14 protein-coding genes are annotated in these 14,198 nt (G+C 69.0%); 8 read left to right on the top strand and 6 right to left on the bottom strand.

Annotation, left to right across the window (positions count from 1 at the left end; all coding sequences use genetic code 11):
- Positions 1–39 precede the first annotated feature (39 nt).
- Positions 40–1,038 (bottom strand): alpha/beta hydrolase, encoded by a 999-nt coding sequence (locus QM772_RS17345; RefSeq protein ID WP_415138678.1) that lies wholly within the window; start codon positions 1,036–1,038, stop codon positions 40–42.
- A gap of 104 nt (positions 1,039–1,142) precedes the next feature.
- On the bottom strand, positions 1,143–2,192 hold the full coding sequence (gene murB, locus QM772_RS17340) for a UDP-N-acetylmuramate dehydrogenase (protein ID WP_415138676.1): 1,050 nt from the start codon (positions 2,190–2,192) through the stop codon (positions 1,143–1,145).
- 41 nt (positions 2,193–2,233) lie between these two features.
- On the opposite strand from murB, the gene QM772_RS17335 reads away from it, so the two are divergent.
- Both QM772_RS17335 and QM772_RS17330 read left to right on the top strand, forming a co-directional pair.
- A complete protein-coding gene (locus tag QM772_RS17335) occupies positions 2,234–2,719 on the top strand; it encodes a YajQ family cyclic di-GMP-binding protein (protein ID WP_415138674.1) in 486 nt (161 codons plus the stop codon).
- 4 nt (positions 2,720–2,723) lie between these two features.
- Positions 2,724–3,353, top strand: coding sequence for a TIGR02281 family clan AA aspartic protease (locus QM772_RS17330; RefSeq protein WP_415138672.1), 630 nt, complete (start codon positions 2,724–2,726; stop codon positions 3,351–3,353).
- A 112-nt stretch (positions 3,354–3,465) separates the two neighbouring features.
- Here QM772_RS17330 and QM772_RS17325 read toward each other — a convergent pair whose 3' ends face one another.
- The 4 genes from QM772_RS17325 to QM772_RS17310 all read right to left on the bottom strand — a co-directional run bounded on the left by QM772_RS17325 (position 3,466) and on the right by QM772_RS17310 (position 6,061).
- The gene (locus QM772_RS17325; RefSeq protein ID WP_415138670.1) at positions 3,466–3,822 is read right to left on the bottom strand and encodes a RidA family protein; all 357 of its coding nucleotides are present in this window, start codon (positions 3,820–3,822) and stop codon (positions 3,466–3,468) included.
- Positions 3,819–4,442, bottom strand: coding sequence for a glycerol-3-phosphate 1-O-acyltransferase PlsY (plsY, locus tag QM772_RS17320; RefSeq protein WP_415138668.1), 624 nt, complete (start codon positions 4,440–4,442; stop codon positions 3,819–3,821). The genes QM772_RS17325 and plsY overlap by 4 nt, the downstream gene beginning before the upstream one ends.
- A 63-nt stretch (positions 4,443–4,505) precedes the next feature.
- Complete coding sequence (locus QM772_RS17315; RefSeq protein WP_415138666.1) at positions 4,506–4,997, bottom strand: aminoacyl-tRNA deacylase; 492 nt, start codon at positions 4,995–4,997, stop codon at positions 4,506–4,508.
- 5 nt (positions 4,998–5,002) lie between these two features.
- The gene (locus tag QM772_RS17310; protein WP_415138664.1) at positions 5,003–6,061 is read right to left on the bottom strand and encodes an aldo/keto reductase; all 1,059 of its coding nucleotides are present in this window, start codon (positions 6,059–6,061) and stop codon (positions 5,003–5,005) included.
- Positions 6,062–6,295: 234 nt separating this feature from the next.
- Here QM772_RS17310 and QM772_RS17305 point away from each other — a divergent pair, with 234 nt between their 5' ends.
- The 6 genes from QM772_RS17305 to QM772_RS17280 all read left to right on the top strand — a co-directional run bounded on the left by QM772_RS17305 (position 6,296) and on the right by QM772_RS17280 (position 14,184).
- The gene (locus tag QM772_RS17305; RefSeq protein WP_415138662.1) at positions 6,296–6,997 is read left to right on the top strand and encodes an IPTL-CTERM sorting domain-containing protein; all 702 of its coding nucleotides are present in this window, start codon (positions 6,296–6,298) and stop codon (positions 6,995–6,997) included.
- 82 nt (positions 6,998–7,079) lie between these two features.
- Positions 7,080–8,009, top strand: a complete 930-nt coding sequence (locus tag QM772_RS17300) for an alpha/beta fold hydrolase (protein WP_415138660.1) — start codon at positions 7,080–7,082, stop codon at positions 8,007–8,009.
- Positions 8,010–8,082: 73 nt separating this feature from the next.
- Positions 8,083–9,187, top strand: a protein-coding gene (gene prfB / locus QM772_RS17295) for a peptide chain release factor 2 (protein ID WP_415138658.1) whose coding sequence is annotated in 2 segments (ribosomal slippage) — positions 8,083–8,163 and positions 8,165–9,187 — 1,104 coding nt in all. Because the reading frame shifts where the segments join, the coding sequence is not laid out codon by codon here.
- Positions 9,188–9,241: 54 nt separating this feature from the next.
- Positions 9,242–10,351, top strand: coding sequence for a hypothetical protein (locus QM772_RS17290; protein ID WP_415138656.1), 1,110 nt, complete (start codon positions 9,242–9,244; stop codon positions 10,349–10,351).
- 18 nt (positions 10,352–10,369) lie between these two features.
- On the top strand, positions 10,370–13,147 hold the full coding sequence (gene pepN / locus QM772_RS17285; RefSeq protein WP_415138654.1) for an aminopeptidase N: 2,778 nt from the start codon (positions 10,370–10,372) through the stop codon (positions 13,145–13,147).
- Entirely contained in the window at positions 13,144–14,184 is a 1,041-nt protein-coding gene (locus QM772_RS17280) for a class 1 fructose-bisphosphatase (RefSeq protein ID WP_415138652.1), read from the top strand. Before pepN ends, QM772_RS17280 begins: the two co-directional genes overlap by 4 nt.
- Positions 14,185–14,198: the final 14 nt, after the last annotated feature.

Here is a 14,198-nt window from a genome sequence, read left to right as displayed (position 1 = left end):
CCGGTGTCGAGCATCGGCTTGGACGCGACGGCGCCGCCATCAGCGCGCGGGATGCGCCGCCACGAACTGCGCCACTGCCTCCACCACGCCCGGGGCAAGCGCCAGATCAGCCTGGCCGTAAGTCGCCATGTTGGCCGCACGGTCGTCGCTGGCGACGGGCTTGAGCACGTGGTTGGCGGTAGGCAGCATCACCAGCTCGGCCTGCGGCGCCGCCTGCCGTAGCAGGTGCGCACTGTCGGCGTCAATCTGCAAGTCGCGCGCCCCCTGCACGATCAGCATCGGCCCCCTGTAGGCGCCAGCCAGCCGCACCGGATCGATGGCGAAGCTGTCGATGAGAAACCCCTGTATGGCCGGGCGGAACAGCGGCCGCAGCGGAGGCGGCACCGTCGCCATGTCCACGCGCCGCCCTGCCTCCAGCGTCTGGATGGCCTGGTCGGCGGCTTCCAGCAGCGGCGCATTAGCGGGGTTGGCGCGTAGCTGCGCGCGCAGCACCTGGCCCAGCGGCCGGCCGGGCGTGCCTGCCAGCACCAGCCCGCAGATGCCCGTGCCGTCCTGCGCGGCCTTCAGCGCCACCACGCCGCCCTCGCTGTGTCCCGCCACCCACACGCAAGGCGCCTGCGTGCGCGCACGCACGGCGGCGACCCATTGGCGCACGTCGTGCGCGTAGTCTCCGACCGTGACGTCGTTGGCGTCGCGCACCGCGGCGGCGCTGCCGAACAGGCCCCGCTTGTCGATGCGCACACTGGCAATGCCTCGCGCGGCGAGGCCCTCGGCCAACAGACGGTAGGTGCCTGCCCGCAGGCCCTGCGGGCTGTTGCCGTCGCGGTCGGTGGGCCCGGAACCGGGAACGATCAGGACGACGGGCGGCGAACGCTCCCCTGAAGTTCGGGGCATCAGCAAGGTGCCCTGCAAGCGGGCCAATGGCCCCTGCGCCTCGATGTCGTCCTCTTGCCATGACGGCGCCGCTGCAAGGGAGGGCGCGATGAAACCCGTGCTCGAAGTCACGGCGGCCAGCACTGCTGCGAGGCGCCGGGCCATGGGAATAAATCCTGGGCGGCCTGGCATCGCGGTGGCATGCCCCTTTCCGCCGCTGCTGTCAGAAGTTCCTGAGTGATGTCTTCCTGCTGCCATGATCGATGCCCTCACACCACCACGGGCTCCGGCTCCAGCCGGATGCCGAAGCGCTCGTACACGCTGGTCTGGATCGCCTTGGCCAGCGTCATCACCTCGCCGCCCGTCGCGGGCTGCGCGGGGCCGCCGCGGTTGACCAGCACCAGCGCCTGCTTCTCGTACACCGCCGCGTTGCCCACGCTCTTGCCCTTCCAGCCGCAGGCGTCGATCAGCCAGCCGGCGGCCAGCTTCACGCTGCCGTCGGGCATGGGGTAGTGCACCACCTTCGGGTCGCGGCCGATGATGTCCTGGCATTGCTCGGGGGTGACGGTGGGGTTCTTGAAGAAGCTGCCGGCGTTGCCGATGACGGCCGGGTCGGGCAGCTTGGCGCGGCGGATGGCGACGATCCAGTCGAAGACCTGGCGCGCGTCGGGCGCGGCGATGCCGGTCTCGTGCATGCGGCGCTCCAGGTCCAGGTAGCCCAGCACCGGCTGCCACACCCTGGGCAGCAGGTAGCGCACGCGCAGGATGAGCGCGCGGCCGGCCAGGCCCAGGCCGCCGGGCGTTGCCGCGTGCTTGAACACCGAGTCGCGGTAGCCGAAGCCGCACTGCCCGGCGTTCAGCGTGAACGGCTCGCCGCTGTGCAGGTCGATCGCATCGAGTTCGTGGAAGCGGTCCTGCAATTCCACGCCGTAGGCGCCGATGTTCTGCACCGGGCTGGCGCCCACGGTGCCGGGGATCAGGGCCAGGTTCTCCAGGCCGGGCAGGCCCTGCGCCAGCGTCCAGGCGACGAAGTCGTGCCAGTTCTCGCCGGCGCCGGCCTCGACGACGGTGCCGCGCGCCGTCTCGCCCACGATGCGGCGGCCGGGCACCTCGACCTTCAGCACCACGGCCTTCACGTCGCCCGTCAGCACGATGTTGCTGCCGCCGCCGAGCACGAACTTCGGTGCCGCGCCCAGTTCGGCGTCGGCCAGCAGCGCGCGCACGTCGGCCCCGCCGCGCACGCGCGCCAGCGTGGCGGCGCGCGCGGCGATGCCGAAGCTGTTGAGCGGCTGCAGGGGCACGTTGCGTTCCACGATCATGGGAGAATTGTCGCATTCGACATGCAATTCAAGAGGTATCCATGCCCTCCTTCGACACGGTTTGCGAACCCGACATGGTGGAAGTGAAGAACGCGGTGGAGAACGCCGCCAAGGAGATCGGCACGCGCTTCGACTTCAAGGGCACGAGCGCGGCCATCGAATTGAAAGACAAGGAAATCACCCTGCTGGGCGACGCCGAGTTCCAGCTCCAGCAGGTGGAAGACATCCTGCGCGGCAAGCTGACCAAGCGCGGCGTGGACGTGCGCTTCCTGGACAAGGGCGCGGTGCAGAAGATCGGCGGCGACAAGGTCAAGCAGGCGGTGAAGGTGCGCAGCGGCATCGCCAGCGAGGACGGCAAGAAGATCCAGAAGCTCATCAAGGACAGCAAGCTGAAGGTGCAGGCCGCCATCCAGGGCGATGCGGTGCGCGTCACCGGCGCCAAGCGCGACGATTTGCAGGCCGTGATGGCGCTGGTGCGCAAAGAGATGGCCGATCTCCCTTTGTCTTTCGACAACTTCCGCGACTGACCTCATGCGCGCGCTGGCCGTCTTGATGCTGGCCCTGGGCGCTGGCGCCGCGTGCGCGCAGGCCGTCAGCCTGCAGGGCATGCTCGGCAGCAAGGCGCTGCTGGTGGTGGGCGGGGTGCCGCGCGCGGTGGCGCCGGGCGAGACCTGGCAGGGCGTGAAGGTGCTGTCCACCAGCGGCGAGCAGGCGGTGGTGCTGGCGGGTGGCCAGCGCCTGACGCTGCGCGTGGGCGAGGCGCCGGCCAGCGTGGGCGGCGCGGCGCCCGCCGGCGGCGACCGCATCGCGCTCACGGCCGACGGGCGCGGCCACTTCCTCACGCAGGGCAGCATCAACAACCGGCCGGTGCAGTTCATGGTGGACACGGGCGCTTCGGTGGTGGCCATCGGCCAGGCCGAGGCGGACCGGCTGGGCCTGGCCTATCAAAACGGCCGGCAGGTGCGCATGGCCACGGCCAATGGCATGGCCATCGGCTGGACCTTCAAGATACCCACGCTGCGCGTGGGCGACGTGGTGGCCTACGAGGTGGACGCCGTCGTCACCCCCATCGGCATGCCTTACGTGCTGCTGGGCAACAGCTACCTGTCGCGCTTCAACATGCGGCGCGACGGCGATCAGATGATGCTGATCAAGCGCTGAGCTTTAAACAAAATCGGGCTCCAGGGCCCGCCAGACAAGCGCTGACAGCTATTAATATTGAAGTTCAGCGTTGGGCGTCGAGCGTTGAGCGGGAAAACCGCACGCTGAACGCTCAACCTCCCACGGCGGCGGTCACCACCACTTCGATGCGCCACGCCGGGTCGGCCAGCGCCGCCTGCACGGTGGCGCGCGGCGGCGCGTGGCCGGGGGCCACCCACTCGTCCCACACCTCGTTCATGGCGGCGATGTCGGCGATGTCGGCCAGGAAGATCTGCGTGCGCAGGATGCGCGACTTGTCGCTGCCGCAGGCGGCCAGGTGGGCGTCGATCTGCGCCAGCACGTCGGCCGTCTGGCCGCGGATGTCGGTGGCGCCGCCCTCGGGCACCATGCCGCCCAGATAGACGACGCCGTTGAATACGGCGGCTTCGCTGTAGCGCCGCGCCACGCACAGGCGGGTGATGGTGGTCATTTCTTCTTGCTTCCCAGTTTCGATTCGGTGCCCGCCAGCAGGCGGCGGATGTTCTCGCGGTGGCGCCAGATCAGCAGCAGAGCCATCGCCGCCATGGCCAGCGTCTTCTCGCCCGAGGCGGCCCAGGCCACGCCGTCGCCCATCAGGTAGTAGGCCGGCGCGAACACCGCCGCCACCATCGAGGCCAGCGACACGTAGCGGAAGAAGAACACGATGATGGCGAAGGTCAGCACCGTGGCCAGCGCCAGCAGTGGGTTGAACGCCAGCAGCACCCCCACCGCCGTGGCCACACCCTTGCCGCCCTGAAAGCGGAAGAACACCGGGTACAAGTGCCCCAGAAACGCCGCCACGCCCACCAGCGCCTGCGTGCCCTCGCCCAGGCCGTGCGCGGCGCCGAACCACTTGACCAGCATCACCGGCAGCCAGCCTTTGGCGGCGTCGAGCAGCAGCGTGACGATAGCCGCCGCCTTGCTGCCGGAGCGCAGCACGTTGGTGGCGCCGGGGTTGCCGCTGCCGTAGGTGCGCGGGTCCGACAGACCCATGGCGCGGCTGACGATGACGGCGAAGCTGAGCGAACCGACCAGGTACGCGGCCAGCGCCGCGAGGATGGGCCCGAGCATGGATACTCCTGAATTCATAGCTGCTGGCGCTTGATGGACAAGCGCGGGAACCCTATTTTGCCACTAGAGATCGATGGCGCACTGCACCGGCCTGGCGCCCAGCAGCTGCACGCACACCCGCGGATCGATGCCGATCAGGTAGCCGCGCCGCCCGCCGTTGAGGGCGATGCGCGGCAGATCGAGGATGGTTTGCTCGACGTACACCGGCATGGCGCGCCGCGTGCCGAAGGGCGAGGTGCCGCCCACCAGGTAGCCGCTGTGGCGGTTGGCCACCTCGGGCTTGCAAGGCTCCACCGACTTGGCGCCGATCTGGCGCGCCAGGGCCTTGGTGCTGACCTTGCGGTTGCCGTGCATCAGCACGATCAGCGGCTTGGCGTCCTGGTCCTGCATGACCAGGGTCTTGACCACGCTGAACGGGTCGAACCCCAGCACCGCCGCGCTGTGCTCGGCGCCGCCGTGCTCCACATACTCGTAGGGATGCTCGGTGAAGGCGATGCCGTGCGCGCGCAGCAGCGCGGTGGCGGGCGTCTCGCTGACGTGCTGGGCCTTGGCCACGGCCGTCAATTCGCGGGGTCGCGCAGTTCCAGGCGGATGGCGTCGCAGGCGGCCAGCACGTCGTCGGAGAGCTGCACGCTCCACGCATCCAGATCCTCGTCGAGCTGCGCCAGCGAGGTCACACCGATGATGGTGCTGGCCACGCGCCAGGAGCGGTAGCAGAAGGCCAGCGCCAGCTGCGTCGGCGTCAGGCCGTGGTCGCGCGCGAGCTGGTTGTAGCGGCGCGCGGCGGCCAGCGCCGCCTCGCGGCCCCAGCGCTGGCTCTTCATGCGTTCGTACAGGCTCATGCGGCCGCGCGGGGCGTCGGCGGCGTGGAAGCCGGTGGCGTCGTACTTGCCCGTCAGCAGGCCGAAGCCCAGCGGCGAATAGGCCAGCAGGCCCACGCTCAGGCGGTGGCAGGTCTCGTCCAGGCCGTTGTCGTAGGTGCGGCTGATCAGGCAGTAGGGGTTCTGCGTGCTGGCGATGCGCGGCAGGCCATGCTGCTCGGCCAGGCGCACGAACTCGTGCACGCCGTAGGGCGTCTCGTTCGACAGGCCGATGTGGCGCACCTTGCCGGCGCGCACCAGCCTGGCCAGCGCTTCCAACTGGTCGTGGATGGGCGTCTGCGACTTCTCGTGCTTCGGGTCGTAGTAGAGGCTGCCGAAGGCAGGCACGTGGCGCTCAGGCCAGTGGATCTGGTAGAGGTCGATCACGTCCGTCTGCAAGCGCTTCAGGCTGGCGTTGCACGACGCTTCGATGTCGGCAGCCGTCAGGCCCTGCCCTTCGCGGACCCACGGCATGCCGCGCGAGGGGCCGGCCACCTTGGTGGCCAGCACCAGCTTCTGCCGCATGCCGGGGCGGCTGGCGAACCAGTTGCCGATGAAGGTCTCGGTGCGGCTGTAGGTGGGCGCGCTGGGCGGCACGGGGTACATCTCGGCCGTGTCGAAGAAGGTCACGCCGCGCTCGACGGCGCGGTCCATGATGGCGTGCGAATCTCCTTCGGCCACCTGCTCGCCGAAGGTCATGGTGCCCAGGCAGATCGGGGTGACGCGCAGGTCGCTGGCGCCCAGGGGGATGGTGTTCATGTCGGTGCCGGTCCGTTGTCGGGAAAGGCGCAACCATAACCCAGCGCCGCTGCCGGCTCAGAAGCCGTGAACGAGTCTGGCGCGTCCGATCAGGCGTTAAGCCGCGACGAAGTCTTTGTCCATACGCCATTCGTGATATTGACCGCTGTTGCGGCCGTGTGAATAAATCGCGCCGATAGTCACGCAGGCAGTTGCGCGGTGGCTCGTCCATTCAACCACTTGCTCTACAACACCATGCCTTTTTCCTCCCTCCCCGTTTTCAGGCGCGCGCTGAGCGCCGCCCTGCTCGCGGGCTTCGCCGCCACCGCCGCGGCTGCGCCTTATGGGATCACCTACAACGGCGTGATCGACACTTCGGAAGGGTACCCACTCCCCCCTGGAGTCATCGACGGCCAGACCTACTCCGTCACCTTCGTGTTCGACAATGGGGGCAGCACCGCCCAGTCGCAGACCTGGGGGCCGGCCCATCTGACCTGCGCCATCTGGCACATGAACAACGCCGGCAACGTGGTGTACATGCAGAACCTCGTCGCCAGGCCGCCTGCGACCGCCCTTGGCACCGTCACCACCGACGCCAGCGGCGTGCTGACGAGCGTGTTCAGCGAAGTCACTGACGAAAACGTTCCTGCCAGCGCTTACACCGCCAGCAACTTCTCGCCAGGGGTGGTGAGCTGGTTCGCCAACGACATGAACGGCGTTTTCTACGGTCTCGACGGTGGCGCCGTGATGTATGACAACTCGAGCGAGGCCGGCGGCGTGCAGATGGACATTGACGAATGGAGCAACCCCATGCCCTTCACCGGCAACTGCGCCACCACCACTCCCAGCATCCCGACCGTGACCGCCGTGCCCACCACGACCGAATGGAGCCTGGCCCTGCTCGGCCTGATGGCCGCCGGGCTGGGTGCCGCGCGCCTGCGCCGCCGGCGCGGCTGATCCAGCCTCCCCGCGCCCTGACAAACCGCCTTCGGGCGGTTTGTTCATTTCCGCGGCGCGGCACGAGAAATAATCGTGGCCCATGACCACCACCTACACCCCGCAACGCCCCGGCCGCAGCGAAACCCTGCCGCTGCGCCACCTCGACGCCCACGTCACCCGCTGGGGCGCGCCCGCGCCGGACGCGCCGCCGCTGGTGCTGGTGCACGGCTGGATGGACGTGGGCGCCTCCTGGCAGTTCGTGGTGGACGCGTTCGGCGAAGCCTTCGCCGGCGGGCGCCTCATCATCGCGCCGGACTGGCGCGGCTTCGGCCTGACCACGCCGCCGGCGCCGTGCGACCACTACGCCTTCGCCGACTACCTGGGCGACCTGGACGCGCTGCTCGACCACTACGCCCCCGGCGCGCAGCAGGTCGATCTGGTCGGCCACAGCATGGGCGGCAACGTCGCCATGCAGTACGCCGGCGCGCGGCCGGCGCGCATCCGCCGGCTGGTGAACCTGGAAGGCTTCGGCATGCCCGCCATGCGGCCGACCAGCGCGCCGCGCCGGCTGGCGCAGTGGCTGGACGAGCTGAAGCAGCTGCGCGAGGGCGGCATCGCCATGCGGCCCTACCCCAGCCTGGACGCCGTGGCCGAGCGCCTGCAAAAGACCAACCCCCGCCTGCCGCCCGAGAAGGCCGCCTGGCTGGCCGGCCAGTGGGCGCGGCAGGACGCGGGCGGCCAGTGGCGGATCCTGGGCGACGCCGCGCACAAGGTCGTCAACCCGCAGCTGTTCCGCGTGGAGGAGCAACTGGCCCTGTACGCCGCCATCACCGCGCCCGTGCTGGCGGTGGAGGCCGACGGCGACAGCCTGAGCCAGTGGTGGAAGCACCGCTTCACCCTGGACGAGTACCACGAGCGGCTGAAGCACGTGCCCGACTGCCGCGTCGCCGTGGTGCCGGACGCCGGCCACATGCTGCACCACGACCAGCCGCGGGCGGTGGCCGAGCTGATCGAGTCGTTCCTGGCCTGATCCGGCGCGCCCCGCGTGCGAAAATCGTGGGTTCCGCGCGGGCCGCCGCGCGCCACTCACGCAAGGACACACCATGGACGCAGAACGCATCAACCAGATCGGCTCCCGCATCGACGACCTGCGCGCGCGCACGGGCGCGCTACGGGGGTATCTTTGACTACCCTGCCAAGGCCGAACGCCTGAGGACCGTGAACGCCGCGCTGGAAGACCCGGCGGTCTGGAACGACCCCAGGAAGGCCCAGGAGCTGGGCCGGGAGAAGAAGGCGCTGGACGGCGTGGTGACGGTGCTCGACGAGCTGGCGCAGGGCCTGTCGGACAACGCCGAGCTGTACGAGATGAGCCGCGACGAGGGCGACGAAGCCGCTCTGCTGTCCATCGACGGCGACGTGGATCAGCTGGCCGCCAAGGTCGAGGACCTGGAGTTCCGCCGCATGTTCAACCAGCCGGCCGACCCGAGCAACGCCTTCATCGACATCCAGGCCGGCGCCGGCGGCACCGAGGCGCAGGACTGGGCGAGCATGCTGCTGCGCCAGTACCTGAAGTACGCCGAGCGCAAGGGCTTCAAGACCGACATCGAGGACGAGACGCCGGGCGAGACCGCCGGCATCAAGGGCGCCACCATCAAGGTCGAGGGCGAATACGCCTACGGCCTGCTGCGCACCGAGACCGGCGTGCACCGCCTGGTGCGCAAGAGCCCGTTCGACTCGGCCGGCGGGCGGCACACCTCGTTCGCCTCGATCTTCGTCTACCCCGAGATCGACGACTCGATCGAGATCGAGATCAACCCCGCCGACGTGCGCACCGACACCTACCGCGCCAGCGGCGCCGGCGGCCAGCACATCAACAAGACCGACTCGGCCGTGCGCCTGACGCACCTGCCCACCGGCATCGTCGTGCAGTGCCAGGACAGCCGCAGCCAGCACAGCAACCGCGACGTCGCCTGGCGCCGCCTGCGCAGCCGCCTGTACGACCACGAGATGCGCAAGCGCCAGGAGGAGCAGCAGAAGCTGGAGGACAGCAAGACCGACGTCGGCTGGGGCCACCAGATCCGCAGCTACGTGCTGGACAACAGCCGCATCAAGGACTTGCGCACCGGCGTGGAGATCAGCGCCACGCAGAAGGTGCTGGACGGCGACCTGGATGCGTTCATCGAGGCCAGCCTGAAGCAGGGCGTGTAGCGCTCTCAGGCATCAGCGCGTGCACTAGCCACAACTCGCCAGATAGACACCCTCATGCGCCTTCGACTGTTCGTCCGATCAGCGGCTGCCAGCCTGATGGCCTGCACGCTCGCGATGGGCGTGTGCGCGGCGCAGCCGGTGCCGGCCGCTTCAAAACAGCTCAGCGCCGAGCAGATTCGGGCGTTGAAGATCGAATTCCTGGAGGACTGCTGCTACAACGCCGGCGGCGCAAACGAAGAAAGCATCGCCAGTCTTCCCATTGACCTGGTGCTGCGATATCCCGCCCAGCGCGCAGCCGCCGAAGCACAGGTACCGCGACTGAACCACATGTTTGCCGGCCGCTACCTGGGCTACGTGCTCGCGCTGGACCCGCCGCAACCCAGGATTCTTTACTTCGTCAAAAACCTCAGCGCGGCGGACATCGCGCGCGTGAAGACCGACCCCCAACTGCCGAACGTGCAATTGGCCCCTTCCGCCTATACGCTGGGCGAGGCGGAGGCGCTTGCGCAGCGCCTTCGAAAAGAGGGCCTGATGCGGGAAGCGGGGCATCCTCAAGGGAAGGCGGCCCTCATGAGCACGTACGACGTTCGATATCCCAGCCTCCAATCGATCAACGCGTTTCCCGAAGCGGTCCTCCTTCAGCACGGCCTCAAACAACACGCCTCGGTACAAAACGCCCAGTTTTGGCCCACCCTTCAGGCATTGTTTGGCCATCAATTGTTGTCGGGGCGATGGGACGACCGCCTGCTGGGCGCTCCCCATTTCCGGGGGTATGTCCATCAGCCCAAGCCGGAGCAGTTGCAGCACCTGCAACGCGACCCCGACCTGCGCGAGGTGGAGGTGGTCTCGTATCCGTACAGCAGCGCCCAGATCCAGCGGGTGGAGGGCCTCATTCAAGATACCCTTGCCCTCCATCTGAGTACTCCCGGCGATTTTCTGCTGACGATGCTCTCTTTTGACTATGAGCAGCGCAAGTACGACGTGAGCATCATGCCCGGCAGACTGGAAGAGGCGCGCCAGCGGCTGTCGCGCCGGCCCGAAATCCCGGCCGACTGCTGCATCCTGCGGGAGCAGCCTCCACCCAGGACACTTGAGGAGACAAGGCATGAGGATGAAATTCGCCGCCAGCCGGCTTCCAGACTGCGTCAGCAGCTATCAAATTAAAAGTGAATAGGACTCCCCATGCGTGAAGGACAAGCCACCGTCACCCGGCGCCTGGACTACGCCCCGCCCGCGTTCTGGATCGACACCGTCGAACTCGCGTTCGACCTCGACCCCGCCAAGACCCGCGTGCTGAACAAGATGCGCCTGCGCCGCAACCCCGAGGTGCCGGCGCAGCCGCTGCGCCTGGACGGCCAGGACCTGAACCTGGCGCGCGTGCTGCTCGGCGGCGCCGGCTGCTCGTTCCGCATGGAGGGCGAGACGCTGGTGCTGGAGAACCTGCCCGAGGGCCCCGAGCCGTTCGAGCTGGAGATCTTCACCACCTGCGCGCCCGAGAAGAACACCCAGCTCATGGGCCTGTTCATGAGCGGGGACGACTTCTTCACCCAGTGCGAGGCCGAGGGCTTCCGCCGCATCACCTACTTCCTGGACCGGCCCGACGTCATGGCCACCTACACCGTCACCCTGCGCGCCGACAAGGCGCGCTGGCCGGTGCTGCTGTCCAACGGCAACCTGGTGGACGCGGGCGATCTGGAGGACGGCCGCCACTTCGCCACTTGGCACGACCCGCACCGCAAGCCCTGCTACCTGTTCGCCGTCGTCGCCGGCCGGCTGGTGGCGCGCGAGCAGCGCATCGCCACGCGCTCGGGGCAGGAGCACCTGTTGCAGGTCTACGTGCGCCCCGGCGACCTGGACCAGACCGAGCACGCCATGCGCTCGCTGATCCACGCCGTGCTGTGGGACGAGGCGCGCTTCGGCCTGGCGCTGGACCTGGAGCGCTTCATGATCGTCGCCACCGGCGACTTCAACATGGGCGCGATGGAGAACAAGGGCCTGAACGTCTTCAACACCAAGTACGTGCTGGCCAAGCCCGCCACCGCCACCGACGCCGACTTCGACGGCGTGGAGGCCGTCATCGGCCACGAGTACTTCCACAACTGGACGGGCAACCGCGTCACCTGCCGCGACTGGTTCCAGCTCTCGCTGAAAGAGGGCCTGACGGTGTTCCGCGACCAGGAGTTCAGCATGGACCTGGCCGGCACGCCCAGCGCGCGCGCCGTCAAGCGCATCCAGGACGTCATCGCCCTGCGCGCCGCCCAGTTCCCCGAGGACGCCGGCCCCATGGCCCACCCCGTGCGGCCCGACGAGTACCTGGAGATCAGCAACTTCTACACCACCACCATCTACGAGAAGGGCGCCGAGGTGGTGCGCATGATGCAGACCCTGACCGCAGGTCAGTCTGACCCCCTGGGGCGCGACGGCTTCCGGCGCGGCATGGACCTGTATTTCCAGCGCCACGACGGCCAGGCCGTCACCTGCGACGACTTCGCGGCCGCCATGGCCGACGCCAACCCCGCCAGCGACCTGGCCCGCCTGCTGCCCCAGTTCAAGCGTTGGTACAGCCAGGCCGGCACGCCGGTGGTCCAGGCACGGGGCGCGTACGACGCCGATGCCCGCGCCTACACGCTGACGCTCTCGCAAAGCTGCCCCGCCACGCCGGGCCAGCCGGTGAAAGCGCCCTTCGTCATCCCCATCCGCCTCGGCCTGCTCGGCGCCGACGGGCGCGATCTGCCGCTGAGCTTGGCGCCCGGCCCGCACGCCGTGCACGACGGCGTCTTCGTGCTGAGCGAGGCCGAGGCCACGCTGCGCTTCACCGGCGTGGACGGCGCGCCCGTGCCCTCGCTGCTGCGCGGCTTCTCCGCCCCCGTCGAACTGGTCTGCGACTACAGCGCCGGACAGTTGCTGCACCTGCTGGCGCACGACAACGACCCCTTCGTCCGCTGGGAGGCCGGGCAGCAGGCCGCGCTGCGGATTGCTATTGAAAACATAGCTTCCGGCGCAGATGCAGCAAGCGCCACACCCCTGAACGATGCCTACGTCGCCGCCCTGCGGGCGGTGCTGCGCGACCCCGCGCTGGACGCCGCCTTCAAGGCCCTGGTGCTGACCCTGCCGAGCGAGAGCTACATCGCCGAGCAGCTCCACGTGGTGGACCCGCAGCGCGTCCACGCCGTGGCCGACGCCATGGACCTGCAACTGGCCACCGCGCTGCATGACGACTGGCAGCACGCCTACGAGCAGAACCACGACACCGGCGCCTACCGGCCCGACCCGGTCTCCAGCGGCCGGCGCGCGCTGGCCGGCCTGGCGCTGCGCATGCTGTGCCTGGCCGCGCGCGAGGGCGGCCATTCGACGGGCTCAGGACAGGCTGTGTGGCCCGGCAAGGCGTACCAGCGCTTCAAGGACGCCGGCAACATGACCGACCGGCTGAACGCGCTGCAGGCACTGGTGCACGGCGGCCACGGCCTGGCGGCCCGCGCGCTGGAAGGCTTCCATGCCCGCTTCCGCGACGAGCCGCTGGTGCTCGACAAGTGGTTCGCGCTCCAGGCGCGCATGCCCGACCGCGGCGGCAACGTGCTGCCGCTGGTGCGCGAGCTGACGCGCCACCCCGCCTTCCAGCTGCGCAACCCCAACCGCGCGCGCAGCGTCATCTTCAGCTACTGCCACGGCAACCCGGCCGGCTTCCACCGGCGCGACGCCGCCGGCTACGTCTTCTGGGCCGACCGCGTGCTGGAGCTCGACGCCCTCAACCCGCAGGTGGCCGCCCGCCTGGCGCGCGCCATGGATGCCTGGGCGCGCCTGGCCGAGCCCTACCGCGCCGCCGCCCGCGAGGCCATCGCCCGCGTCGCCGCGCGGCCCGGCCTGAGCAACGACGTGCGCGAGGTCGTCGCCCGCGCCCTCGCCGCCGATGACGGGGCCGAGACCGGAGCCGGCACCGAAGAACCGAAGGATCCCGCATGAGCACCCGTGTCTCCCTCACCCGCCACCTGGTCGAGAAGCAGCGCGTCGCCGGCCACATCCCCTCGCAGCTGCGCCTGCTGCTGGAAGTCGTCGCGCGCGCCTGCAAGAGCATCAGCCACGCCGTCAACAAGGGCGCCCTGGGCGGCGTGCTCGGCTCGGCCGGCAGCGCCAACGTGCAGGGCGAGGTGCAGAAGAAGCTGGACATCATCGCCAACGAGGTGCTGATCGAGGCCAACGAATGGGGTGGCCACCTGGCGGCCATGGCCAGCGAGGAGATGGACGGCATCTACGTCGTGCCCAACCGCTACCCGCAGGGCGAATACCTGCTGCTGTTCGACCCGCTGGACGGCTCCAGCAACATCGACGTCAACGTCAGCATCGGCACCATCTTCAGCGTGCTGAAGATGCCCGACGACGACCGCGGCGTCGATGAAGGCGACTTTCTGCAACCCGGCAGCCGGCAGGTGGCCGCCGGCTACTGCGTCTACGGCCCGCAGACCACGCTGGTGCTCACCGTCGGCGACGGCGTGCACATGTTCACGCTGGACCGCGAGCAGGGCAGCTTCGTGCTGACGCAGGAAAACCTGCGCATCCCCGAGGACACGAAGGAATTCGCCATCAACATGAGCAACATGCGCCACTGGGACGCGCCAGTGCGCCGCTACATCGACGAGTGCCTGGCCGGCAAGGAAGGCCCCAGGGCCAAGGACTTCAACATGCGCTGGGTGGCCAGCATGGTGGCCGACGTGCACCGCATCCTCACGCGCGGCGGCATCTTCATGTACCCCTGGGACCAGCGCGAGCCGAACAAGCCCGGCAAGCTGCGCCTGCTGTACGAGGCCAACCCCATGAGCTGGCTCATCGAGCAGGCCGGCGGTGCCGCCACCAACGGCCGCCAGCGTATCCTGGACATCCAGCCCAAGCAACTGCACGAGCGCGTGAGCGTGATCCTGGGCAGCAGGAACGAGGTGGAGCGCGTGACGCGCTATCACCTGGAGCAGGACGGCCAAGCCGTTCCACAGCCCCAGCAACGATAGCTATCAAAAGAATA

This window comes from Ottowia sp. (genome assembly GCF_047601385.1).
In the GTDB taxonomy this organism is placed as follows: domain Bacteria; phylum Pseudomonadota; class Gammaproteobacteria; order Burkholderiales; family Burkholderiaceae_C; genus Ottowia.
This window is presented reverse-complemented; position numbering and strand designations above follow the sequence as displayed.